This is a genomic window from Acinetobacter sp. DSM 11652 (assembly GCF_900109815.1).
Taxonomy (GTDB): Bacteria; Pseudomonadota; Gammaproteobacteria; order Pseudomonadales; family Moraxellaceae; genus Acinetobacter.
Map to the genome: position 1 here is coordinate 268,777 of NZ_FOBK01000001.1, position 21,787 is coordinate 290,563.

At 39.1% G+C, this 21,787-nt stretch carries 20 protein-coding genes; 13 read left to right on the forward strand and 7 right to left on the reverse strand.

What is annotated here, in order from left to right:
* The first annotated feature begins 220 nt into the window (after window positions 1–220).
* The 4 genes from BMW42_RS14685 to BMW42_RS01315 all read left to right on the forward strand — a co-directional run bounded on the left by BMW42_RS14685 (window position 221) and on the right by BMW42_RS01315 (window position 3,634).
* Window positions 221–337, forward strand: coding sequence for a hypothetical protein (locus BMW42_RS14685; protein WP_092766106.1), 117 nt, complete (start codon window positions 221–223; stop codon window positions 335–337).
* 451 nt (window positions 338–788) lie between these two features.
* Window positions 789–2,108, forward strand: coding sequence for an NCS2 family permease (locus tag BMW42_RS01305; RefSeq protein ID WP_092766107.1), 1,320 nt, complete (start codon window positions 789–791; stop codon window positions 2,106–2,108).
* Between the two features lie 73 nt (window positions 2,109–2,181).
* Window positions 2,182–3,180 (forward strand): adenosine deaminase, encoded by a 999-nt coding sequence (locus BMW42_RS01310; protein ID WP_092766108.1) that lies wholly within the window; start codon window positions 2,182–2,184, stop codon window positions 3,178–3,180.
* A gap of 130 nt (window positions 3,181–3,310) precedes the next feature.
* Window positions 3,311–3,634 (forward strand): hypothetical protein, encoded by a 324-nt coding sequence (locus tag BMW42_RS01315; protein ID WP_228143066.1) that lies wholly within the window; start codon window positions 3,311–3,313, stop codon window positions 3,632–3,634.
* A 12-nt stretch (window positions 3,635–3,646) separates the two neighbouring features.
* Here the strand turns inward: BMW42_RS01315 and BMW42_RS01320 are convergent, their stop codons facing one another.
* A complete protein-coding gene (locus BMW42_RS01320) occupies window positions 3,647–4,204 on the reverse strand; it encodes a cytochrome b (RefSeq protein WP_092766110.1) in 558 nt (185 codons plus the stop codon).
* A 203-nt stretch (window positions 4,205–4,407) separates the two neighbouring features.
* Here BMW42_RS01320 and BMW42_RS01325 point away from each other — a divergent pair, with 203 nt between their 5' ends.
* Together BMW42_RS01325 and rnhB are read left to right on the forward strand one after the other, a co-directional pair.
* Window positions 4,408–4,788: a hypothetical protein gene (locus BMW42_RS01325; RefSeq protein ID WP_092766111.1), complete on the forward strand. Its 381-nt coding sequence runs from the start codon at window positions 4,408–4,410 to the stop codon at window positions 4,786–4,788.
* Window positions 4,789–4,854: 66 nt separating this feature from the next.
* Entirely contained in the window at window positions 4,855–5,421 is a 567-nt protein-coding gene (rnhB, locus tag BMW42_RS01330; protein WP_092766112.1) for a ribonuclease HII, read from the forward strand.
* Window positions 5,422–5,487: 66 nt separating this feature from the next.
* Here rnhB and csrA read toward each other — a convergent pair whose 3' ends face one another.
* The 3 genes from csrA to alaS all read right to left on the reverse strand — a co-directional run bounded on the left by csrA (window position 5,488) and on the right by alaS (window position 10,026).
* The gene (gene csrA, locus BMW42_RS01335; RefSeq protein ID WP_035265869.1) at window positions 5,488–5,742 is read right to left on the reverse strand and encodes a carbon storage regulator CsrA; all 255 of its coding nucleotides are present in this window, start codon (window positions 5,740–5,742) and stop codon (window positions 5,488–5,490) included.
* Window positions 5,743–5,986: 244 nt separating this feature from the next.
* Window positions 5,987–7,267 (reverse strand): aspartate kinase, encoded by a 1,281-nt coding sequence (locus BMW42_RS01340; protein ID WP_092766113.1) that lies wholly within the window; start codon window positions 7,265–7,267, stop codon window positions 5,987–5,989.
* 65 nt (window positions 7,268–7,332) lie between these two features.
* Window positions 7,333–10,026, reverse strand: coding sequence for an alanine--tRNA ligase (alaS, locus tag BMW42_RS01345; RefSeq protein ID WP_171260661.1), 2,694 nt, complete (start codon window positions 10,024–10,026; stop codon window positions 7,333–7,335).
* Between the two features lie 367 nt (window positions 10,027–10,393).
* Between alaS and gap the strand changes: the two genes are divergently transcribed.
* The 5 genes from gap to BMW42_RS01370 all read left to right on the forward strand — a co-directional run bounded on the left by gap (window position 10,394) and on the right by BMW42_RS01370 (window position 15,534).
* Complete coding sequence (gene gap, locus BMW42_RS01350; RefSeq protein WP_035265873.1) at window positions 10,394–11,425, forward strand: type I glyceraldehyde-3-phosphate dehydrogenase; 1,032 nt, start codon at window positions 10,394–10,396, stop codon at window positions 11,423–11,425.
* A 227-nt stretch (window positions 11,426–11,652) separates the two neighbouring features.
* The gene (locus tag BMW42_RS01355; RefSeq protein ID WP_092766115.1) at window positions 11,653–12,819 is read left to right on the forward strand and encodes an ATP phosphoribosyltransferase regulatory subunit; all 1,167 of its coding nucleotides are present in this window, start codon (window positions 11,653–11,655) and stop codon (window positions 12,817–12,819) included.
* 70 nt (window positions 12,820–12,889) lie between these two features.
* The gene (locus BMW42_RS01360) at window positions 12,890–14,209 is read left to right on the forward strand and encodes an adenylosuccinate synthase (protein WP_035265875.1); all 1,320 of its coding nucleotides are present in this window, start codon (window positions 12,890–12,892) and stop codon (window positions 14,207–14,209) included.
* 137 nt (window positions 14,210–14,346) lie between these two features.
* On the forward strand, window positions 14,347–14,655 hold the full coding sequence (locus tag BMW42_RS01365) for a phosphoethanolamine transferase domain-containing protein (protein ID WP_092766116.1): 309 nt from the start codon (window positions 14,347–14,349) through the stop codon (window positions 14,653–14,655).
* A gap of 102 nt (window positions 14,656–14,757) precedes the next feature.
* On the forward strand, window positions 14,758–15,534 hold the full coding sequence (locus BMW42_RS01370) for a M48 family metallopeptidase (RefSeq protein WP_035265878.1): 777 nt from the start codon (window positions 14,758–14,760) through the stop codon (window positions 15,532–15,534).
* 117 nt (window positions 15,535–15,651) lie between these two features.
* Here the strand turns inward: BMW42_RS01370 and BMW42_RS01375 are convergent, their stop codons facing one another.
* Complete coding sequence (locus tag BMW42_RS01375) at window positions 15,652–16,701, reverse strand: NADP(H)-dependent aldo-keto reductase (RefSeq protein ID WP_092766117.1); 1,050 nt, start codon at window positions 16,699–16,701, stop codon at window positions 15,652–15,654.
* A gap of 159 nt (window positions 16,702–16,860) precedes the next feature.
* Entirely contained in the window at window positions 16,861–17,574 is a 714-nt protein-coding gene (gene crp, locus BMW42_RS01380) for a cAMP-activated global transcriptional regulator CRP (RefSeq protein WP_092766118.1), read from the reverse strand.
* 149 nt (window positions 17,575–17,723) lie between these two features.
* Between crp and BMW42_RS01385 the strand changes: the two genes are divergently transcribed.
* On the forward strand, window positions 17,724–18,149 hold the full coding sequence (locus BMW42_RS01385; protein WP_092766119.1) for an OsmC family protein: 426 nt from the start codon (window positions 17,724–17,726) through the stop codon (window positions 18,147–18,149).
* Window positions 18,150–18,214: 65 nt separating this feature from the next.
* Here BMW42_RS01385 and BMW42_RS01390 read toward each other — a convergent pair whose 3' ends face one another.
* A complete protein-coding gene (locus BMW42_RS01390) occupies window positions 18,215–18,703 on the reverse strand; it encodes a rhodanese-like domain-containing protein (RefSeq protein ID WP_092766120.1) in 489 nt (162 codons plus the stop codon).
* A 442-nt stretch (window positions 18,704–19,145) separates the two neighbouring features.
* Between BMW42_RS01390 and clpB the strand changes: the two genes are divergently transcribed.
* The gene (gene clpB / locus BMW42_RS01395; RefSeq protein ID WP_092766121.1) at window positions 19,146–21,722 is read left to right on the forward strand and encodes an ATP-dependent chaperone ClpB; all 2,577 of its coding nucleotides are present in this window, start codon (window positions 19,146–19,148) and stop codon (window positions 21,720–21,722) included.
* The last annotated feature ends 65 nt before the right edge of the window (window positions 21,723–21,787 follow it).

Sequence of the window (21,787 nt, forward strand, 5' to 3'; positions counted from 1 at the left end):
CTATGAATAGTGGCCTTTTTATTTTAAAGATCAGCAAATCGATGCATCTAGTTAGGGTGCTCAATTTTTTATAATAAAATGAAGTGGTTATGAAAAGTACTGATAGTATTTATTAAAAATAGTAATTTGTTGATATTTAAGGAAAATAATTCTATTTCACTGGTATTATTTGCTAAATGCATTATCATAGTGCATGACGAGTTAACTTAAGGCGAGCATTATGAATTTCTTGAAAAAAAAGAATAAAGCAAGTTTCGTTTTCTTTATTATTACTGCGTATTCCTGTTTAGGGTTTGGATTAGGTTACTTGATCTGGGAATACCTCCAAATGAAATAATGTTCATATTGATCGGTAATATTGCAAATTTAGAAAGTATTCACTGTTAGCAAGCTTAATTTACTCTACCATTTAAAATTAAATGATCTAAAAATCATCAGTGATTTTTTAAGGGGTATATTTAAATTTATATTTTTTAACGTGATTTAAATAAAGATTAAATTTTAGTGTTTTATAACCTATGACTGTGTATTCAGCCCTTCAAATTCAGTCTATGTTATAATTAAAAATATATCCCGATAGATCGAATTGTCTAGCGACTGTTCAATTGATAGATCATCATATCAAAGCTGCTTTATTGCAGCTTTTTTAATTGTGCTTCAATTTATCGGAAATGTCATTTTGGTACGTTTATTGAATGCGTCATCTGAGCTACATTTGCCAATGAATCATTGAATAAATGATCTAAATAATTTTTACGAATCGCTCGATCTTAAGCAGGGGCTCGACAATGACAAATCCAAATTCTTCAGCGGGTTTGCTTGAACGCTTATTTAAACTAAGCGAAAACAAAACAACTTTTCGAACTGAAATTATTGCAGGTATGACGACATTCCTGACAATGTGCTACATCATCATTGTCAATCCAATGATTCTGTCTGAAACAGGAATGGATCATGGTGCGGTATTTGTTGCGACATGTTTAGCAGCAGCAATCGGTTGTTTTGTCATGGGTATTATTGCCAATTACCCAATCGCATTGGCTCCGGGTATGGGCTTAAATGCATATTTTACCTATTCGGTATGTTTAGGAATGGGTGTGCCTTGGCAAACCGCTTTAGCTGCGGTATTTGTGTCTGGTCTGGTCTTCATCGCGATCAGTATGTTTAAAATTCGTGAAGCTATCGTGAATGCCATTCCAATGTCTTTAAAATTGGCTATTGGTGGTGGTATTGGTTTATTCCTAGCATTAATCGCTTTGAAAAATGCTGGCATCATTGTGGATAATCCTGCGACTCTAGTGGGTTTAGGTGATTTAAAACAACCAACCGTTCTCTTAGCCTTATTCGGTTTTTTGATGGTTGTTGTTATGCATCACTTTAAAATACGTGGTGCGATTATCATTAGTATTTTAGTGTTGACTGCAATCTCAACATTCCTAGGATTGAGTGAATTTAAAGGTGTGGTTGGTCAAATTCCTTCAATTGCACCAACATTCATGCAAATGGATTTTGAAGGCTTATTTACCGCAAGTTTAATCGGTGTAATTTTTGTGTTCTTCTTAGTTGATCTATTTGATTCAACAGGAACGCTGGTTGGTGTTTCACATCGTGCTGGTTTACTCAAAGATGGTAAATTACCACGTTTGAAGAAAGCTCTGTTTGCCGACTCTTCAGCGATTGTTGCTGGTGCTGCATTAGGTACATCATCAACGACACCATATATTGAGTCTTCTGCGGGTGTAGCAGCAGGGGGGCGTACAGGTCTTACAGCGGTAATAGTTGGCTTACTTTTTATTGCTTGTTTGTTCTTAGCACCGTTGGCTCAATCTGTTCCTGGATTTGCAACTGCACCAGCCTTACTCTTTGTAGGGGTATTGATGATTCAGGGTATTACACATATTGATTGGGATGATATTACTGAAGCGGTTCCTGCTTTCTTAACGATCGTGTTTATGCCGTTCACTTACTCAATCGCTGATGGTATTGCCATGGGTTTTATCAGTTATGCGTTGGTGAAGTTACTTACAGGTAAAGCATCTACGGTGCCATACATGGTATGGATTATCGCAGTATTATGGGCGCTGAAATTTGCAATGTTTGGCGGCTAATTTTTAACAGTCTTTAAAAGGGTGTAAACTCAGTTTGCACCCTTTTTATTTTTTGGTTTCATGAGGAGTAGCAATGAACCGTGTTGAGTTAATTAAAGCTTTACCTAAAGCTGAGCTTCATGTCCATATTGAAGGGACATTTGAACCTGAGTTGATGTTTGCCATTGCTCAGCGCAATGAAATTGCAATCCCATATCAATCAGTTGAAGAAATCAAACAGGCTTATAATTTTCACAATCTGCAATCATTTCTAGATATTTACTATGCAGGTGCGAATGTATTGATCAATGAGCAAGATTTTTATGATCTTGCATGGGCATATTTTGAAAAATGTGCAGAAGATCGAGTGGTTCATACTGAAATGTTTTTTGATCCGCAAACCCATACGGATCGTGGTGTGTCATTTGAAACGGTAATTAAAGGCTTAAAACGAGCTTGCCACGATGCTGAGGTCAAATTAGGCATCACAACGCATTTGATTATGTGTTTCTTACGTCATTTGAGTGAAGAGGCAGCATTTGAAACACTTGAACAAGCTTTACCTTACAAAGATCAAATTATTGGGGTAGGGTTAGATTCAAGTGAAGTTGGGCATCCACCTTCTAAATTTGAAAGGGTATTCACAAAAGCACGTGATGAAGGATTTTTGGTTGTTGCTCATGCAGGTGAAGAAGGTCCAGCAGAATATGTCTGGGAAGCTTTGGATTTACTTAAAGTGAATCGTATTGATCATGGTGTACGTTCTGAAGAAGATCCAAAGTTGATGCAGCGCTTAATTGCAGAAAAAATGCCGCTTACGGTTTGTCCATTATCAAATTTAAAGCTTTGTGTTGTAGATGATATGGCAGATCATAATATTCGCCGTTTGTTACAGCAGGGTGTGCATGTAACCGTCAATTCAGATGATCCATCTTATTTCGGTGGGTATATGAATGATAACTTTATTGCGATTGCTGAGGCCTTAGATTTAACAAATCATGAATTAAAGCAACTAGCTATAAATTCATTTGAAGCATCGTTTATTTCCGATGTGCAAAAACAAAAGTGGAAAGATAAAATTCTCGCAATTTAAAACAGTTAAACTTGTTTATGTGAAATACTGGAAGGTGGGGGCAAAATCCCACCTTTGGTTTAATATGCTTTAAACAATAGAGCCGAATGTGATGTTGAAATTGAAGTCTTTGTTTTGCCTGAGTCTGCTAATGTTGCCCGTAGTTATCGCGAATGCAAATACGACATTGACACAGCGTATATTAAAGCCTGTCATCCAGTATCAATGTGAGCGTGAAGTCGACCATTCAAAAATATGGAAAATAACGACATATTTAATGAATGAAGAAAACAAAAAGAAATTAAAATTAGAAACCTGTGATTGTGTATCAAATCATGCTTTAAAAGATATTCCGGCTCAGGAACTTGCCAAAGCAACAGTTAACGAAGATATCAAGCAAGAAGTCATTCGAAAAGCCATGTTGAATAGCCTAAAAGCATGTGTGATTAGCTCTAAATCTAAGTCAGAAATTTAGAGCCGTACTCAATCAATCTTTAGGTTGTTTGGTCATGCTGTCTAAGACATGATCTTTATCTATAAAGTGATGCTTTAATGCCGCAGCAATATGTCCGAGTAAAAGTAAACCTGCAGCCCAAGAAATCCAAATATGAAGTGGTTTTACAATTTCAGTTACTTGAGGATTCTCACCTATTAAAGCAGGTAGATCAAATAAGAATAATACTGGTGCAGGGTAGCCGAGACTCCAACTCCATAAGCAACCCGTAATTGGTAAAGCCAGAAGCATAAAATAAAGTCCAAGATGCCCTAAATGTGCGAGTCTTTTCATGAGGGGAGACATTGTCTCTGGTAACTCGGGTGCAGGATGAGTGTAGCGCCAAAAGATACGAACCACGGCCAGAAAAATAATGGTGGTTGCAATATTTTTGTGAAGCGTGATGACGTCACCTTTGAAGCTACCATCTACTTCATAACTTAAAAAATTGCCGCTATAAAAGCCGATCGCCCACGCCGTGATAAAAATAATCGCCATGACCCAATGCAAGACTTGAGCTGTACGTGTGTAATATTTGGATTTATTATTCATGATATAAACTTATGATTGAATTTCGCACATAATAATTTAAGCATAAATTATTTATAAGTATTGAAATGGGACACAGTGTTGAAAATATGCAACGGAATGCGACTTATAACTGAACATATAGTCGGGAAATTCAAAAAATCTATTTCTTCGTGAGGTGACATTAGGCAAAATAGCTCAATTCGTAAGATCATAAGGATAACACTGTGAAAAAATTAATTGCTTTACTCGCACCAATGACATTAGTGCTTGGGGCTTGTGCTACTGGTACAACAGGGACATCATCACCTACAGCAAATACAACTCAACAGTTAGGTTCGGCTGCGCTTAAAATTGCGATCAATGCAAAATGTACAACTGAATTAAATAATATTTCTGCGTGGAAAACTGCTACAAAATTAATGACAGCAGAGCAGAAAGAAAATATCCAAGGTGAAATCTGCGGATGTGTAAGTGAAAAAGCTCCTCAAAGCGTGACTACGGTTGATTTGGCTACAGCGGCGATTGATCCAGCTGCACGAGCAACAATCGTTAGCAATATCGTGACTAAAACCATCAATGAATGTGTAGCTGAAGCTGTACGTTAATTTCAAAGATATATGAATGGGCTGATTTTGATCGGCCTATTTTTTTAAGGATAAATTAGGAAAATGATGTTGATTGCTGGTGCTGATGAAGCAGGGCGCGGTCCACTGGTGGGATCGGTCGTTGCGGCTGCTGTAATTTTGGATCCTAACAATCCGATTCTTGGATTGAATGATTCTAAAAAACTCAGTGAAAAGAAACGTGAAAAATTATTTATAGAGATCAAAGAAAAAGCACTAGCTTGGGCTATCGCTGAAGCGAGTCATCAAGAAATTGATGACCTCAATATATTGAATGCTTCGTTGTTGGCAATGCGTCGTGCCGTTGAACAATTGACTGTGCAACCACAACATGTATTGGTTGATGGTAATAAAATTCCCCAAGGATTGAGTATGAGTTGTGATGCTGTGGTGGGAGGAGATGCATTACATCCAGAAATTTCTGCTGCCAGTATCCTGGCTAAGGTGACACGTGATCATCAAATGTTAGAACTTGATGCTAAATATCCTCAGTTTGGTTTTGCAAAACATAAAGGCTACCCGACCAAAGCTCATTTTGAAGCCATTGCACAGTTTGGCGTGGTAGAAGAGCACAGGCGTAGTTTTGGTCCAGTACGCAAATCATTGGGACTTTAAACAGCTTAAACACCAAAAATTTAAAGCGGCTAAATTTAGCCGCTTTAGTCACAAAATCATTTCTAATCAACGATTGAAATCATTTTGAGTGTAATTCTCTTCTTCGTAAGAAGGTTGGTAATCTTGGTCAAGATGTTGCAAGTGCTCATGCATCGCACGTTCATGCTGAATTCGTTGATAGATTTCTTCACGATGTACAGATACTTCTTTAGGCGCATTCACACCAATTCGCACTTGGTTACCTTTTACACCAAGTACAGTGACACTGACTTGATCCCCAATCATTAATGTTTCACCAACACGACGGGTGAGAATCAGCATGTTTATCTCCTTGCTTAAACGCTAAACCTGCGATAGTTTTTTCAAAAAGTGAAAATAACAACCTCGGCACCACGAAATATTTTAATAGATAAATGTGACGAATTTAACCATTCGCACAGGACTATTGAAATTATCCCATAAACCTCTAGACCTAATATAACAGAGCCACTATAGGAAAAACTATAGTGGCTCTGAATATTTCTTCATCAAGTATGCATTGTTTCTGCTAACTCATGGCAGAAAATTAAGCACGTGCGCTAGACTCACCATGTTCGCGGTCAAGACCAAACGCAGTGTGAAGTGAGCGAACAGCAAGCTCTAAATAATTTTCTTCAATAATAACAGAGATTTTGATTTCAGAAGTTGAAATCATCAGGATATTGATGCCTTCATCAGCAAGTGCTGTAAACATTTTACTTGCAACACCAGCATGAGAGCGCATACCAACACCTACGATAGATACTTTTACAATATCATCACGTGTTGCAACTTCACGAGCACCGATTGCTTGAGCAGTTTCTTCAAGAATTTTTTTAGCTTTAGCAAGTTCGCCACGATTGACTGTGAATGTGAAGTCAGTTGTACCATCTTCTTCAACGTTTTGGATGATCATATCCACTTCGATATTAGCATCACCAATCGGTTTTAAAATTTTAGATGCAATACCAGGAAGATCAGGCACACCTAAGATAGTTAATTTAGCTTCGTCACGGTTAAATGCGATACCAGAGATAATTGGCTGTTCCATGTTGTCTTCCAATTCAGTAGTGATAAGTGTTCCGACGTTGTTTTTAAATTCTTCGTCAAATGCGCCATCATTTTCATTGTCGAAGCTAGAGAGTACGCGTAAAGGGACTTGATATTTACCCGCGAACTCAACAGAACGGATCTGTAAAACTTTAGAACCAAGAGAAGCCATTTCAAGCATTTCTTCAAAAGAAATACGATCAACTTTCTTCGCTTTTGGTGCAACACGTGGATCTGTTGTATATACACCATCCACATCTGTATAAATTTGGCATTCATCCGCTTTGAGTGCAGCTGCTAATGCAACACCAGAAGTATCAGAACCACCACGACCCAAAGTTGTTGTGTTTCCATTAGCATCAAAACCTTGGAAACCTGCAACAACGATGACACGACCAGCATCTAATTGTTCAGTCATGACATCTGTATCAATTGATTCAATACGTGCTTTTGTGAATGAGCTGTCAGTTTTAATACCAACTTGGCGTCCAGTCAAAGATTTCGCTTCCACACCGATAGAATTCAGTGCCATTGCTAACATTGAAATCGTTACCTGTTCACCCGTTGAAACCATTTGGTCTAATTCTCGTGGGTCAGGGGTGTCGGTAATGGCTTTCGCTAAAGCGAGTAGGCGATTAGTTTCACCACTCATTGCTGATACAACAACCACAACCTTGTGGCCGTGATCATGCCAACGCTTTACACGACGAGCAACATTTAAAATGCGCTCAGGAGTACCCATTGAAGTACCGCCATATTTTTGAACGATTAATGCCATAGTTGTTCCATATAAACCATGACCTTGAAGAGTTGTTCAAGGTCAGTTACACAAAAGGTGAAGTTTTATTTTGCAGCTAGCCAAGCAGTTAATTCTGCCATGACAGAAGCAAACTTCTCGTTAAGTGGCGCGCCACCTTGTGCCAAATCAGGCTTACCACCACCTTTACCACCTAGCTCAGTTGCTAAGTGTTTGATGATGTCACCTGCTTTTATAGAAGCTGTGAAGTCTTTAGCTACAGATGCGATCAAGCTCACCTTGTCACCCTCTACACCTGCAAGGACAATCACAGCATTTTCTAATTTTGATTTCACGCCGTCGTGTAGATTGCGAAGTGATTTCGCATCCATACCTTGAACAGTCGTGATTAACGTTTTGCGACCTGCAATTTCCTTAACTTGGCTAAGTAGTTCACCCGCCTGTAAATGTGCAAGTTTTTGATTCAATTGATCGATTTGCTTTTGTAAGCTTGATGCTGTGTCCGCTAAGGCTTCAACTTTCTCAATCGTTTGATCTTTTTGTGCTTTCAATAAGCCATTAATCGTGTTGATGTCTCGATCAGCTTTTTGAGCCACCTCAATTGCTTTCGTACCTGTAACTGCCTCAATACGACGTACACCTGCAGCAACACCGCCTTCAGAAGTGATTTTGAACAGACCAATGTCACCTGTACGTTTTACGTGAATACCGCCACAAAGTTCGATCGAGAAGTTTTTCTCTTCAATGATTGAACCCATAGAAAGTACGCGAACTTCTTCGCCATATTTCTCACCAAACAACATCATCGCGCCTTTAGCTTTTGCAGATTCGATGTCAAGGAGTTCGGTTGTTACAGGCGTATTGGCAATCACTTCAGCATTTACCAGACGTTCAATTTCTTGAATCTGTTCAAATGTCAAGGGTTGATCATTGGCAAAGTCGAAACGTAACACGTCAGAAGCAACCAATGAACCTTTTTGTTGAACATGTGAACCCAAGATTTGACGAAGTGCAGCATGTAGAAGGTGAGTCGCAGAGTGGTTACGTGCTGTTGCTGCACGGATGTCTGCTTTAACTGTTGCTTCTACATTTTGAGTAACTTTAAAGTTACCCATGGTCACGATACCTTGGTGAACGAACGCACCACCAGATTTTTTCGTGTCTTGAACTTCGAAAATACCTGTATCGTTTTTAAAGATACCTGTATCACCGATTTGACCACCGCTTTCTGCATAGAAAGGTGTTTGGTTTAGAACGATTAAAGCTTCATCACCTTCAACGACTTCATCAACTTGTTCGCCATCTTTATAGATTGCGATGATTTGACCCTCACCAGCAGTTGCATCGTAGCCGTCAAACTGAGTTTCGCCTTCAACTTTTACAACGCTGTTGTAGTCGATTGCGAATTTACCCGCATCACGTGCACGTTGACGTTGTGCAGCCATTTCTTTTTCAAAACCAGCTTCGTCAATGGTTAAATCACGTTCACGTGCGATATCCGCTGTAAGGTCAGTTGGGAAGCCGTACGTGTCGTAAAGTTTGAATACCACTTCGCCTGGAATTACAGAACCTTTTAAGTTCGCAAGTTCGCCTTCAAGCAATTTCAAACCTTGTTCTAAGGTTTTAGCAAATTGCTCTTCTTCTTTTAAAAGTTGCGCTTCGATACGCGCTTGTTGTGCTTCAAGTTCAGGATAGGCAGCGCCCATCACCTCAATTAAAGGCTTTAACATTTTGTGGAAGAATGAACCTGTCGCACCCAATTTGTTACCGTGACGTACTGCACGACGGATGATACGACGTAGTACATAACCACGGCCTTCGTTTGAAGGGTTTACGCCATCAGCAATCAAGAATGAACATGAACGTGCATGGTCAGCAACCACTTTTAAAGACGCAGGGTATTCAACTGGTTTGCCTTCAGCTTGTGCTTTCGCTTCAAGTTCAGCAGTATCTAAACCAATAATTTCAGCTGCAGCTTTAAGCAAATGTTGGAATAGGTCGATTTCGTAGTTTGAGTTTACGTGTTGTAAAACTGCAGAAATACGCTCTAAGCCCATACCTGTATCTACTGATGGCGCTGGAAGAGGGTGAAGTACGCCATCAGCAGTACGGTTAAACTGCATGAATACGTTGTTCCAAATTTCGATGAAGCGGTCGCCATCTTCTTCAGGTGTGCCTGGTAAGCCGCCCCAAATGTGATCGCCATGGTCATAGAAAATTTCAGAACATGGACCACAAGGACCTGTATCGCCCATTGCCCAGAAGTTATCTGAAGCGTATTGACCGCCTTTGTTGTCGCCGATACGGATAATGCGAGACTCATCTAGACCGATTTCTTTGTTCCAGATGTCGAATGCTTCATCATCAGTGTGATAAACCGTTGCATATAATTTGTCTTTAGGTAGACCTAACCATTTTTCATTGGTTAAGAAATCCCAAGCGAATTTAATCGCGTCACGTTTAAAGTAATCTCCGAAAGAGAAGTTACCTAACATTTCAAAAAACGTATGGTGACGAGCTGTGTAGCCCACGTTATCTAAGTCGTTATGTTTACCGCCAGCACGAACACATTTTTGTGATGACACTGCACGTACATAATCTCGTTTTTCTAGGCCTAAGAAGCAATCTTTGAACTGGTTCATACCAGCATTTGTAAAGAGCAAAGTTGGGTCGTTGGCAGGAACTAGAGAACTCGACGCGACACGTGTGTGGCCTTGCGATTCAAAGTAACGCAAAAATGCTTCACGAATTTCAGCTGATGTCATAAAACGAGTACTCACAACCAAGTCACTCCATTAATTCTGTATTGGCAAATAATATGTCTGGGAAATAAAGTGCGAATTCACAAAAAATTCACCCCAGCATACCGGGCTAAAAGTTTAAAAACGCCAAATTATAACGGAATTTGCCACCTGTACCAATGATTTTAAAGTGTTTTAATGACAATTCTCTTTAATTCTGATTTTAGGTGAAATTTTAATCATTATTGGTGTTGAGATCATTTTCAAATGCTTAAGCAGTGTATCTCGCACGAAGATCAATCAAAAATATTGAGTAGTCATAAGACCATTATTTATTACTGTATATTTTAGAAATACTTTAACATAGAGCTTTCACGAACTTGTATTAAAGAGTTGAAGGTTACATATGCAGCGTATCGCAATTAATGGATTTGGACGAATCGGGCGAAATGTTTTAAGAGCTTGGTTTGAAAATCCAAAACAATTCAATTTTGAAATCGTTGCGATTAATGATGTGGCTGATGTAGAAACTTTAATTCATTTATTTAAATATGACACCACACATGGAAGATTTCATGGGGAAGTGGAGTTGAGTTATGTGGCAGAGCAAGTATTTCTCAATATTTATGCCTATCAAAAAAAATTATCTATTGAAGTCCACTGTCAAACAGAACCTGATCAACTGCCATGGAAGCGTTTAAACGTTGATGTTGTTTTAGAGTGTACTGGTTTATTTAGATCTCGAGCAGAAGCGACACGCCATCTCAATGCTGGCGCTCAACGCGTGATAATTGGGGCTGCACCTTTTGATACGGTTGATGCTGCAATCGTCTACGGGGTAAATCATAAAGAGGTTAAAACTACGGATCAGATTATTTCGAGTGTTTCATGTACGACACAAGCATTGGTTCCTCTGGTCAAAATTATTGACGATGCCTTTGGCATAGAAAGTGCGTTAATGACAGAAATTCATGCTGTTACAGCGGATCAATCCGTTTTAGATCATGTTCACCGCGATTTACGTCGTGCGAGGGCATCTGGGCAAAACATTATTCCAACGACTTCATCTGCTCTAGGTGCAATTAAACGTGTCATGCCAAAAATGGAAGGGCGAATAGACGGTTACTCAATTCGTGTTCCTACCATTAATGTGGCAGCTATTGATTTGACATTTATAGCGCAACAGCCAATTACAGACCATCAGTTAAATGAAGCGTTAATTTCAGCAGCACGAGAGCAATTTTCGGAAATTATGTCGGTAACAGATGAGCCTTTAGTATCATCTGACTTTAATCATTCTCCATTTTCACTCATTGTAGATTTAACTCAAACCATGGTGGTCGGGAAGCAAGCTAAAGTCTATGCTTGGTATGATAATGAATGGGGATATACGAATCGTTTACTGGATTTATGTCATTCATTTCCAGATCAGTCATGAAACTGAAATGCTGTGTCTTTTATAAAGGCTTATGTCTATAACATAGATTGACTGCTAGTGCGTTCAGAATTACCAATCGAAGCTTATGAATAATCTAAAATTCCGATTTAATTATTTAAAAGTCTGATGCACATGGGGGTTGATCGTGATAGACTAGGAGAAATCGGGTGTGTTCCCGATTTTTTTATGCGGATTTGTTCCGCGCTGACAGAATTTAGGTTTACAACATGCCCATTTCAGAGACATGGTTATTACCTGATGGTGTAGCTGATGTATTACCAGAGCAAGCGCAAGTTATTGAAACTTTGCGTCGTACCGCGTTAGATTTCCTCGCAGCTCGAGGTTATCAATTGGTGTACACGCCATTTATTGAATACATCGAATCTCTATCTTCTCTTTCAGAATCGAATCAAGATTTAGACTTAGCCACATTTAAAGTAATTGATCAACTTTCAGGTCGTTTACTTGGTGTGCGTGCAGATATGACGCCTCAGGTAGCGCGTATCGATGCACACGTGTATCCAGTTGAAGGTGTTGCGCGCTATTGCTACGCTGGAACGGTACTTCATACCAAACCACAAGGTTTCAATACCACACGTGCGCCTTTACAGCTCGGTGCTGAGTTGTTTGGTTCAGAGAGTATCGATGCTGACGTCGAAATGATCGATGTCATGTTGGAATTATTAAAAAATACAGGTGTAAATGAGGCGATCCATTTAGATATTGGACACGTTGGTCTATTCCGTAGCTTAGTTAAACATGCAGGATTGAACAAAGCTACAGAGTCGCATCTATCTGATTTATATCAGCGTAAAGCATTGCCAGAACTTGCTGAATATACGCAACATCTTAAATTCGGATCTGATTTTTATTCGCTTGGTCGTTATGCAAGTGATTTAGTCGCTTTAAAATCACATTTAAGCCAAGAAATCTTAGAAGATTCGGCATTCCAAGAAGCATTTAATGCAGTTCAAAGCACACAAGATGCGATTCAGCAACGTTGGCCAAATCTGCATATTGGTATCGATGTAGTAGAGCTTCGTTCATATCACTATCACACTGGCTTAATGTATGCAGTGTATGCACCAAATCGTGCTGCGCCATTAGCTCAAGGTGGACGTTATGATGGTATTGGTGAGCATTTTGGTCGTGCACGTCCAGCAACTGGCTTTTCATGTGACTTATACGCTTTAAGCGCTGGTCAATTTAAAGCATTGGAAGTGATCGTTGCACCTAAGGGCAATAATGCTGACCTAGTCAAAGCAATTCAAGGATTACGTGATCAAGGCAAAAGCGTTGTGCAGTTGCTTGGTCAAGATGAGTTGAATTCAGTACCTAACGCGACTCACCAGTTGGTGAATCAAGCGGGTGAGTGGAAACTCGAACAGATTTAATCACCTGATTTGAATACTAAATTTCAAATCATGTTCTTCAATTTTAACAGCATGATGCAATGAGGCTATTATGGGCAAGAATGTTGTGGTACTTGGTACCCAATGGGGCGACGAAGGTAAAGGTAAAATCGTTGACCTGCTCACAGATCAAGCGGCTGCAGTTGTTCGCTATCAAGGTGGACACAATGCAGGTCATACTCTCGTCGTAGGTGGTAAGAAAACTGTTTTACACCTCATTCCATCTGGTATTTTACGTGAAAACGTACTTTGCTTAATTGGTAACGGTGTAGTGCTTTCTCCTGAAGCGTTAATCAAAGAGATGACGATTCTTGAAGAGCAAGGTGTGCCAGTTAAAGAACGTTTACGTATTTCTCCAAACTGTCCATTAATTTTGCCAAACCATATTGCATTAGACCAAGCACGTGAGAAAAAACGTGGGAATGCCAAGATTGGTACAACAGGTCGTGGTATTGGTCCAGCGTATGAGGATAAAGTTGCACGTCGTGCGGTTCGTGTCGCTGATTTAGTGCGTGGTGGTGATCATCTTAAAGCATTGCTTGAAGAGTTACTTGAATACCATAACTTCCAATTAACACAATTCTACGGTGTAGAAGCGGTTAAGCTTGAAGACGTGCTTGCGTTATGTGATCAATGGCGTGAAGTTGTTGCTCCACTGGTTGTTGATGTTACTGGCGAATTGCATAAATATCGTAAGAACGGTGACAACATCATGTTTGAAGGTGCTCAAGGCTCACTTCTTGATGTTGACCATGGTACTTATCCATACGTAACATCTTCAAATACGACTGCTGGTGGTGTGAGTTCTGGTTCTGGTCTTGGTCCATTACACCTTGACTATGTATTGGGTATTACCAAAGCTTATACAACTCGCGTAGGTGCAGGTCCATTCCCAACTGAGTTGGTTTATGATGCTGCAAACGATGTTGGTGATGCAATTGGTAAACACCTTGGTACTGTAGGTTCAGAATTTGGCGCATCTACTGGTCGCCAACGTCGCTGTGGTTGGTTCGATGCTGAAATCCTTCGTCGTTCAGTAGAAGTGAACTCACTTTCGGGTATTTGCTTGACTAAACTTGACGTTCTTGATGGTTTAGAAGAAATCAAAATCTGTGTGGGTTATGAAGCTGCAGATTCGGGCTGCGTAGGTTCTTCTGATGCACTTGCATTTGAAACTTTAAAACCAATTTACGAAACAATGCCTGGTTGGACTGAGTCTACTTTTGGTGCTAAATCTTTAGACCAATTGCCAGAAGCAGCAATCAACTATATTAAGCGACTTGAACAGTTAATCGAATGTCCAATCGACATCGTATCAACTGGTCCAGACCGTGATGAAACGATTATTCTTCGTCACCCGTTTGAAGCTTAATTAAAAGTTTCAAAAAAGCCCTGTGATATCACAGGGCTTTTTTTGATCTAAACAACGACCAAAGTTGTATAAAAATTGGCTGTGCTGAATCTTAGAGATTGTTAAAATCGAATGTATAAAATAATAGAGTGTGCAGGATGCATAAAAATACTTCTGGAACAATGTTTTATTCGTTGTTATTTGCAATGGGGGGGGCACCCACGATTGCGATGATGATAATTCGATCTCAAACAGTAGCCGAAGATGTGGTCTACCAAGTCTTTATTGGGCTGTCGATTATGATCGCTTGCATATTGGTCCCTATTATTTTAATTCAGAACACCTATTTATTTTTTAAACGTAAAGATGAGGAGCTTGAAACTCGTTTAAAACCGTGGAGTCAAACCTATCTCGTGCTTAATATTTTTTGTTTGGTCTTTTGGATCAGCTATCAATTTGTTTACTAAATTACATAACAAATAAAAAAGTGAAGAAAAATGAGATATTAAGCTTAGTTGAGTTTGTCTATAATTATGAACAAGTACTTTCAAGTAGATTGGAACATTATAATGAAGAACAAATTATTGCTCGGTCTTACAGCATCTGCGGTAATCTCGATTTCAGGGTGTACAACATTTGCGGATATGGCGGGTGCGGACTCAGCGACATTAAATGCAGCTGCTGCACAAAGTTACTCGCAAGCCATTGATACAGCTCGCAGCAAGGGCTTATTGGATACAAGCTCAAATACCTATAAGCGTATTACGAATGTCTACAATCGTTTGCGTCCATATGCTGATCAAATGAATCAAACGGGTCAGCCATTCCAATGGCAGGTATCTGTAATTAAATCAAGTGAATTAAATGCTTCTGTCATGCCAGGTGGTAAAGTTGTTTTTTATACAGGTATTGTGGAACGTTTAAATTTAACAGATGCTGAAATTGCGGCCATCATGGGACATGAAATGATCCATGCTTTGGAAGAGCATGCAAAAAGTAAATTGGGTGCTCAAGCTTTAACTGACTTGGCTTTAGGTGTTGGTTTAAGTGCAGCTGGGGTAGGTCAAGGTGGCGCAGCAGTTGCACAAATTGGTTCTCAACTGGGTGTAGGGTTGCCTTATTCACGTAACTTGGAGAGCCGTGCTGATCAGGGTGGATTAATGTTAATGGCTCGAGCTGGTTATAACCCACAAGCAGCGATTACATTATGGGAGAAAATGGCTAAAGCAAGTAATGGTGGCAATGCATCTTTCTTATCAACACACCCTTCAAATGCTCAACGAATTGAGGCGATGCGTAAAAACTTACCTGCAGCTCAAGCGATTTATAACCAAAGTCGCCGTTAAAAGAATAAAGCTAAAAAAGGATGCGTTAGCATCCTTTTTTTTATATTCACCACTTAGTAAATTGTTATCACAGTATGGCTTTGATTCAAATGTATTGAAATCGAATTTATTAGACACTTAAGGTGCTGGATTTGGCTGTTGTTTATGGATGATCTCAATTTCCTGAAGTATTTCTTCTGACAATGACACATTAAAAGCATCAATATTTTCTTTGAGTTGATTTAAATCGGTTGCACCAATGATTGTGCTGGTCACGAAGAACTGCTGCTTAATGAAAGCTAACGCCAATTGCGTTAATGTCAGTCCATGTTTTTCTGCTAAGACGGCGTATTGTTCAGTTGCCCATTCACTTTCAGGATTACTATAACGCACAAATCTAGAGTATAAGGTGACTCTGGCATTTGCAGGTCTCGCACCATGTCTAAATTTTCCTGTTAAATAGCCAAAAGCGAGCGGTGAATAGGCCAGTAAACCGATGCCTTCAAATTTAGCAATCTCCGACATGCCGATTTCATAGGTACGATTTAATAAGTTATAGGGGTTTTGTACAGAAACAAATTTAGACAGCCCTAACTTTTCAGCTAAATGTAGAAATTTCATGGTTCCCCATGGTGTCTCATTGGAGAGTCCGATATAACGAATTCTGCCTTTATTAATTTCCGCTTGAAGGGCAGATAAGGTTTCCTCGAGTGGTGTGATATCTAGTGTACTGTGAGCATGGTGATTGGTATAACCCAATTGACCAAACATATTGGTTGGGCGTTGAGGCCAATGCAGCTGATAAAGATCAATATAGTCAGTTTTTAAGCGTTTAAGATTTAAGTCTAAGGCTGAGCTAATATCGCTGGCATTATAGCGAGTTATACCGCTTCTAATATTGCTACCACCTTGACCTGGACCTGCAATTTTTGAAGCAAGAAAAAGTTGATCACGTTGGCCACGCTGTTGAATCCAATTGCCGATAATTTCTTCCGTCGCGCCTTGAGTTTCGACTTTAGGTGGTACTGGGTACATCTCTGCAGTATCCCAAAAATTTAACCCCCGCTCGAGTGCATATTCCAGTTGTTGGAAAGCCTCGGACTGGCTATTTTGCTCACCAAAGGTCATTGTTCCTAAACAAATTTCGGGAACGTGTATATCTGTTTGCCCAAGTCGATTAAATTTCATGCTCAACATCCTTGCTGTATTTTTTAAGTTGATATATTGAAATCATACCTAATCTAAGATTCAAAACGTATGTAAAATAAATTCGAAAGTTTTCAGAAAAAAGGCAATAAAAAAGCAAATCGTCAGATTTGCTTTTTTGAATGTAGATCAGATGAAAATTTATTCATCATCATTGTTGTCAAAGTCGTCTTCAACAGAATTTACTGCTTCTAATGATGAATCAAAAATTAAGATAGCTTTACCATCAGTTTCAATCATGCCTTGTTCTTCAAGTGTTTTAAGAACACGACCAACCATTTCACGTGAACAACCTACAATACGACCAATTTCTTGACGAGTAATACGAATTTGGCGTCCATTTGGAAGAATCATTGCTTCAGGTTGAGCTGACAAGTCGATTAAACAACGTGCAATACGACCCGATACATCAATAAATGCTAGGTCAGTTACTTTTCGAGTTGTATTTTTTAAGCGACGAACGAGCTGTGCGAACACCGCATAGCTAAGATCTGGATACTGCTTACTTACTTCATGGAAGTTAGCATATGAAATTTCAGCAATCTCACATACATCACGTGTACGTACTTCTGCAGTACGCTGAGGATTACTTTCAAATAATCCCATCTCTCCAAAAAAGTCCCCTGGGTTTAAATAGGCTACAACAATTTCACGTTCATCATCTTCACGTAAAATAATTGAAACCGACCCTTTTAAAATTAGATACAGAGATTTCGACTCTGAGCCCGCATCAATAATTGAAGTTCGTTTTGGAAATCTATTGATGTGCGCACGCTTGAGCAAAGCTTTGACAGATTCAGGTAATTGACCTGGCGACAAAGCATCTGTACTAAGTTGTGAAAAATTAGAAGTCATGCTTTTTAAATTCCGATTTGGATAGTAACTAGATCTTTAGACCTAAATAAACTTGCCACGTGAAGCATAAGAGGTGAAATTCCTTATCAGCTCAATATATGCTAGTGTACAGTCCTAAGTAAATTTATAGTTTTTTTTAGGTAGTTGCAATGCATACTAGCGTACATTGGTTAGAGAATGTTGCTTTTGAAGCAAAATCTGAAAGCGGTCACCAAATTATCATGGATGGTGCTGAAGCTTACGGTGGTGAAAACCGTGGTCCACGTCCGATGGAACTTATATTAATGGGGCTTGGTGGGTGTGCTTCGTTTGATATTGTGACTATATTAAAGAAATCTAGACAAGATGTGACTGGTGTTGAATGTCAGTTGAAAGCCGAGAGGGCAGACACAGTTCCTGCGGTTTTCACGAAGATACATTTGCATTTTGTGGTTACAGGAAAAGCAGTCAAAGAAAAGCAAGTCGCTAAAGCGGTTGACTTATCTGCAGAAAAATATTGTTCAGCAAGTAAAATGCTTTCAGATGGCGGTGTTGAAATTACACATGATTTTGAAATTATTGAAGCGGAAGCTTGATTTTATCGAGTTGAAAAAAAGCAACCTTAAGGTTGCTTTTTTTATGTAAAGTCATTAAATCAATTTTACTCTTGTACCCATGGCAGATTGTGAAATCGCCAACCATTATAAGTACCACGATGGGAGTTAGGGTCTAAATCACCTTCAAAACCTTGATCGATATTGTATACGTTCGTGAAACCTGCATTATACGCAACACTTGCTGCTGCCGCAGAACGCTTTCCACTACGGCACATGAGCAAAATGATGTCATATACATTAACAAAAGATTGTAACTTCTCTAAAAACTCTGGGTTACGTTCAAGTGAGATGCCTGTCAGCCAAGGAATATGTTCTGAATGTTCGACATAACCTACGAATTTTCGCTCTTCATGTGTTCTGACATCAATAATGATCGCTTGTTGGGATTGGAACAAAAGCCACGCATCTTGGGGTTTTAAAGAGCCTGCAAAAAGGAGTGTATGATCTTCTACATTTTTTTTTGCTTCAGATAAAATAAATTTAATTTTATCTTGATGAACTTTATTTTCTGAGAGATTTATAAAATGATTCATGTAAGTATGCTTGAATGATTAAATCATCCGTTTATGGAAAACGGTGATTATTATAAGTTTTATCTATATTCTTTAAATAAATATAAAATTGATTGTTTATCTTATAAATTCATATTGAATGATTTTGCACAACATGTACCGATTAGGTCGATATAAGTTCGGCGTACTCCTATGTGATGATTTGAGAACAATAATGACCGTTTACTGAGAATATATTTTCTTTGTCATATGTAGTGAATAGTAGATAAATATCATAATCACCATGAAAAAATTGTGAAGTGGTATTGAAAAATGTATGAGCAGCACAAATATTATAATTATAATCTATCTTTATTTTTTAAATAATTGAAATTTAAGAAAATAATTAAAAAACCGACTTGAAATATGACGCTTCTCACCCATTAACTAAGCAAGTACCAAATTTGTTGTGAGGAAAATAATAATGCGTTTTGAAAAATTTACAAATCGCTTACAGCAAGCCTTATCTGATGCGCAATCTTTAGCAATGGGCAAGGATCATACAGCGATTGAAGGCCTCCATATACTATCGACACTGCTTGAAGAGCCATCAAATATGAGTTTGTTGCAGCAGGCAGGGGCGAATTTACGAGAATTGAGCACAAAGTTGCAACAGGCGCTTGATGATGCACCAACACTTGCCCATCCAACTGGGGATATCAATCTCAGTCCAGATGCGGTTAAAGCGCTTAACTTGGCAGATAGTTATGCACAAAAATCGGGTGATGAGTTTCTTTCAACAGATTGGGTGTTACTTGGTTTAGCAGAAACAGGTGCAACCAAAACTATTTTAAATGCGGTTGGTGTTCAATCCGCAGGTTTAAAAGCGGCGATAACTAAAGTTCGAGGTGATGAAAAAGTCATGAGTAACAATCATGAAGATCAACGTGATTCATTAAACAAATACACCATTGATCTCACTGAGCGAGCACTTTCTGGCAAGCTTGATCCAGTGATTGGGCGAGATGATGAAATTCGTCGAACAGTCCAAGTTTTATCACGCCGTACAAAAAATAATCCTGTTTTGATTGGTGAACCGGGTGTTGGTAAAACTGCCATTGTTGAGGGTTTAGCACAGCGTATCGTCAATGGAGAAGTGCCTGAAAGTTTAAAAAATAAACGTGTCTTATCACTTGATCTTGGATCGCTTTTAGCTGGTGCAAAATATCGTGGTGAATTTGAAGAGCGCTTAAAAGCAGTATTAAAAGATCTTGCTAAACATGATGGTGAAATTATTCTGTTTATCGATGAGTTGCACACTCTAGTCGGTGCAGGTAAAGGCGACGGTGCAATGGATGCAGGTAACATGTTGAAGCCTGCTTTAGCACGTGGAGAATTACGTTGTGTAGGTGCTACAACATTAGATGAATATCGACAATTCATTGAAAAAGATGCAGCACTTGAACGTCGTTTCCAAAAAGTATTGGTTGATGAGCCTAGTGTTGAAGACACGATTGCGATTTTACGTGGATTAAAAGAGCGCTATGAAGTACATCATGGTGTTAAAATCTTAGATTCTGCCATCATTGCTGCAGCTAAAATGTCACATCGATACATTACAGATCGTCAACTACCAGATAAAGCGATTGATCTAATTGATGAGGCAGCATCTCGAATTAAGATGGAGCTTGATTCAAAACCTGAGTCTCTAGATAAATTAGAGCGTCGTCTTATTCAATTAAAATTACAGCTTGAGGCTGTAAAAAAAGATGAAGATCCAGGAAGTAAAGCTGAAGTTTCACACTTAGAAAAACAAATTGCTGAAGTGGAGAAGGAATACAGCGATCTTGAAGAAGTGTGGATTTCTGAAAAGCGTTTAGTGCAAGGCGATCAACAAACTCAGGCTGAGCTTGATCAAGCACGTATTGCGATGCAAAAGGCACAACGTGAAAATGATCTAGCTGAAATGGCACGACTTCAATATGGAGTAATTCCTGATTTGGAGAAACGACTCAGTGAAGAAGCATCTGAAGAGAAAGTTGAACCTAAATTATTGCGTAATAAAGTGACGGACAATGAAATTGCCGAAGTTGTAAGTGCAGCAACAGGAATTCCTGTAGCAAAAATGCTACAGGGTGAGCGTGAAAAATTACTCAGTATGGAAACATTTTTACATAACCGCGTCGTAGGCCAAGATGAAGCGGTAGTTGCAGTTTCTAATGCTGTACGACGCTCACGTGCTGGACTTTCAGATCCAAATCGCCCAAGTGGTTCATTCTTATTTTTAGGTCCAACAGGTGTCGGTAAAACTGAGTTAACTAAAGCTTTAGCAAACTTCTTATTTGACAGTGACGATGCCATGATCCGTATCGATATGTCTGAATTTATGGAGAAACATTCTGTTAGTCGTTTGGTGGGAGCACCTCCTGGTTATGTTGGTTATGAAGAGGGTGGTGTGCTAACTGAAGCAGTACGCCGTAAGCCTTATAGCGTGGTGTTATTTGATGAAGTAGAGAAGGCTCATCCAGATGTATTTAACATTCTGCTTCAGGTACTTGACGATGGTCGCTTGACTGATTCGCAAGGGCGTGTGGTGGATTTTAAAAATACAGTGATCGTCATGACTTCAAACTTAGGTTCAAATGAAGTGCGCGAATTAGGTGACATGGCGACGGAACAAGATGTACGCAGTGTTGTGATGGCTGCTGTTTCTGAGCATTTTAGACCAGAGTTTATTAACCGAATTGATGAACTTGTAATCTTCCATGCACTGAAAAAATCGCAGATTCGAGGTATCGCGGATATTCAGTTAGATCGCTTACGTGCTCGTTTGGCTGATCGTGATTTAAGTTTGACTGTAGATGACACTGCTTTCGATGAATTAATTGAGGCAGGATATGACCCAATCTATGGGGCTCGACCACTCAAACGTGCTATTCAACAAAAGGTTGAAAATACATTGGCTCAAAAAATCTTGGCGGGAGAATTTTTGCCAGGAGATACAATTGTTATACAAAGCACTGATGGAAATTTGAGTTTTAGTAAACTTAAATTAAATTAGAATTTAATAAACAAACTTAGAAAACCTGAATTCGTTCAGGTTTTTTTTCATTTAAGTGATTTAAA

What these genes read in the sequence shown, in the direction of transcription:
- BMW42_RS01390 (WP_092766120.1), bottom strand. Translation starts at nt 18,703, where the DNA reads ATGAATCATTTTATAAATCTCTCAGAAAATAAAGTTCATCAAGATAAA.
- BMW42_RS14685 (WP_092766106.1), top strand. Translation starts at nt 221, where the DNA reads ATGAATTTCTTGAAAAAAAAGAATAAAGCAAGTTTCGTTTTCTTTATT.
- BMW42_RS01305 (WP_092766107.1), top strand. Translation starts at nt 789, where the DNA reads ATGACAAATCCAAATTCTTCAGCGGGTTTGCTTGAACGCTTATTTAAA.
- BMW42_RS01355 (WP_092766115.1), top strand. Translation starts at nt 11,653, where the DNA reads ATGCCCATTTCAGAGACATGGTTATTACCTGATGGTGTAGCTGATGTA.
- BMW42_RS01340 (WP_092766113.1), bottom strand. Translation starts at nt 7,267, where the DNA reads ATGGCATTAATCGTTCAAAAATATGGCGGTACTTCAATGGGTACTCCT.
- clpB (WP_092766121.1), top strand. Translation starts at nt 19,146, where the DNA reads ATGCGTTTTGAAAAATTTACAAATCGCTTACAGCAAGCCTTATCTGAT.
- BMW42_RS01365 (WP_092766116.1), top strand. Translation starts at nt 14,347, where the DNA reads ATGCATAAAAATACTTCTGGAACAATGTTTTATTCGTTGTTATTTGCA.
- BMW42_RS01310 (WP_092766108.1), top strand. Translation starts at nt 2,182, where the DNA reads ATGAACCGTGTTGAGTTAATTAAAGCTTTACCTAAAGCTGAGCTTCAT.
- BMW42_RS01315 (WP_228143066.1), top strand. Translation starts at nt 3,311, where the DNA reads ATGTTGCCCGTAGTTATCGCGAATGCAAATACGACATTGACACAGCGT.
- gap (WP_035265873.1), top strand. Translation starts at nt 10,394, where the DNA reads ATGCAGCGTATCGCAATTAATGGATTTGGACGAATCGGGCGAAATGTT.
- BMW42_RS01360 (WP_035265875.1), top strand. Translation starts at nt 12,890, where the DNA reads ATGGGCAAGAATGTTGTGGTACTTGGTACCCAATGGGGCGACGAAGGT.
- BMW42_RS01375 (WP_092766117.1), bottom strand. Translation starts at nt 16,701, where the DNA reads ATGAAATTTAATCGACTTGGGCAAACAGATATACACGTTCCCGAAATT.
- rnhB (WP_092766112.1), top strand. Translation starts at nt 4,855, where the DNA reads ATGTTGATTGCTGGTGCTGATGAAGCAGGGCGCGGTCCACTGGTGGGA.
- crp (WP_092766118.1), bottom strand. Translation starts at nt 17,574, where the DNA reads ATGACTTCTAATTTTTCACAACTTAGTACAGATGCTTTGTCGCCAGGT.
- csrA (WP_035265869.1), bottom strand. Translation starts at nt 5,742, where the DNA reads ATGCTGATTCTCACCCGTCGTGTTGGTGAAACATTAATGATTGGGGAT.
- BMW42_RS01385 (WP_092766119.1), top strand. Translation starts at nt 17,724, where the DNA reads ATGCATACTAGCGTACATTGGTTAGAGAATGTTGCTTTTGAAGCAAAA.
- BMW42_RS01370 (WP_035265878.1), top strand. Translation starts at nt 14,758, where the DNA reads ATGAAGAACAAATTATTGCTCGGTCTTACAGCATCTGCGGTAATCTCG.
- BMW42_RS01320 (WP_092766110.1), bottom strand. Translation starts at nt 4,204, where the DNA reads ATGAATAATAAATCCAAATATTACACACGTACAGCTCAAGTCTTGCAT.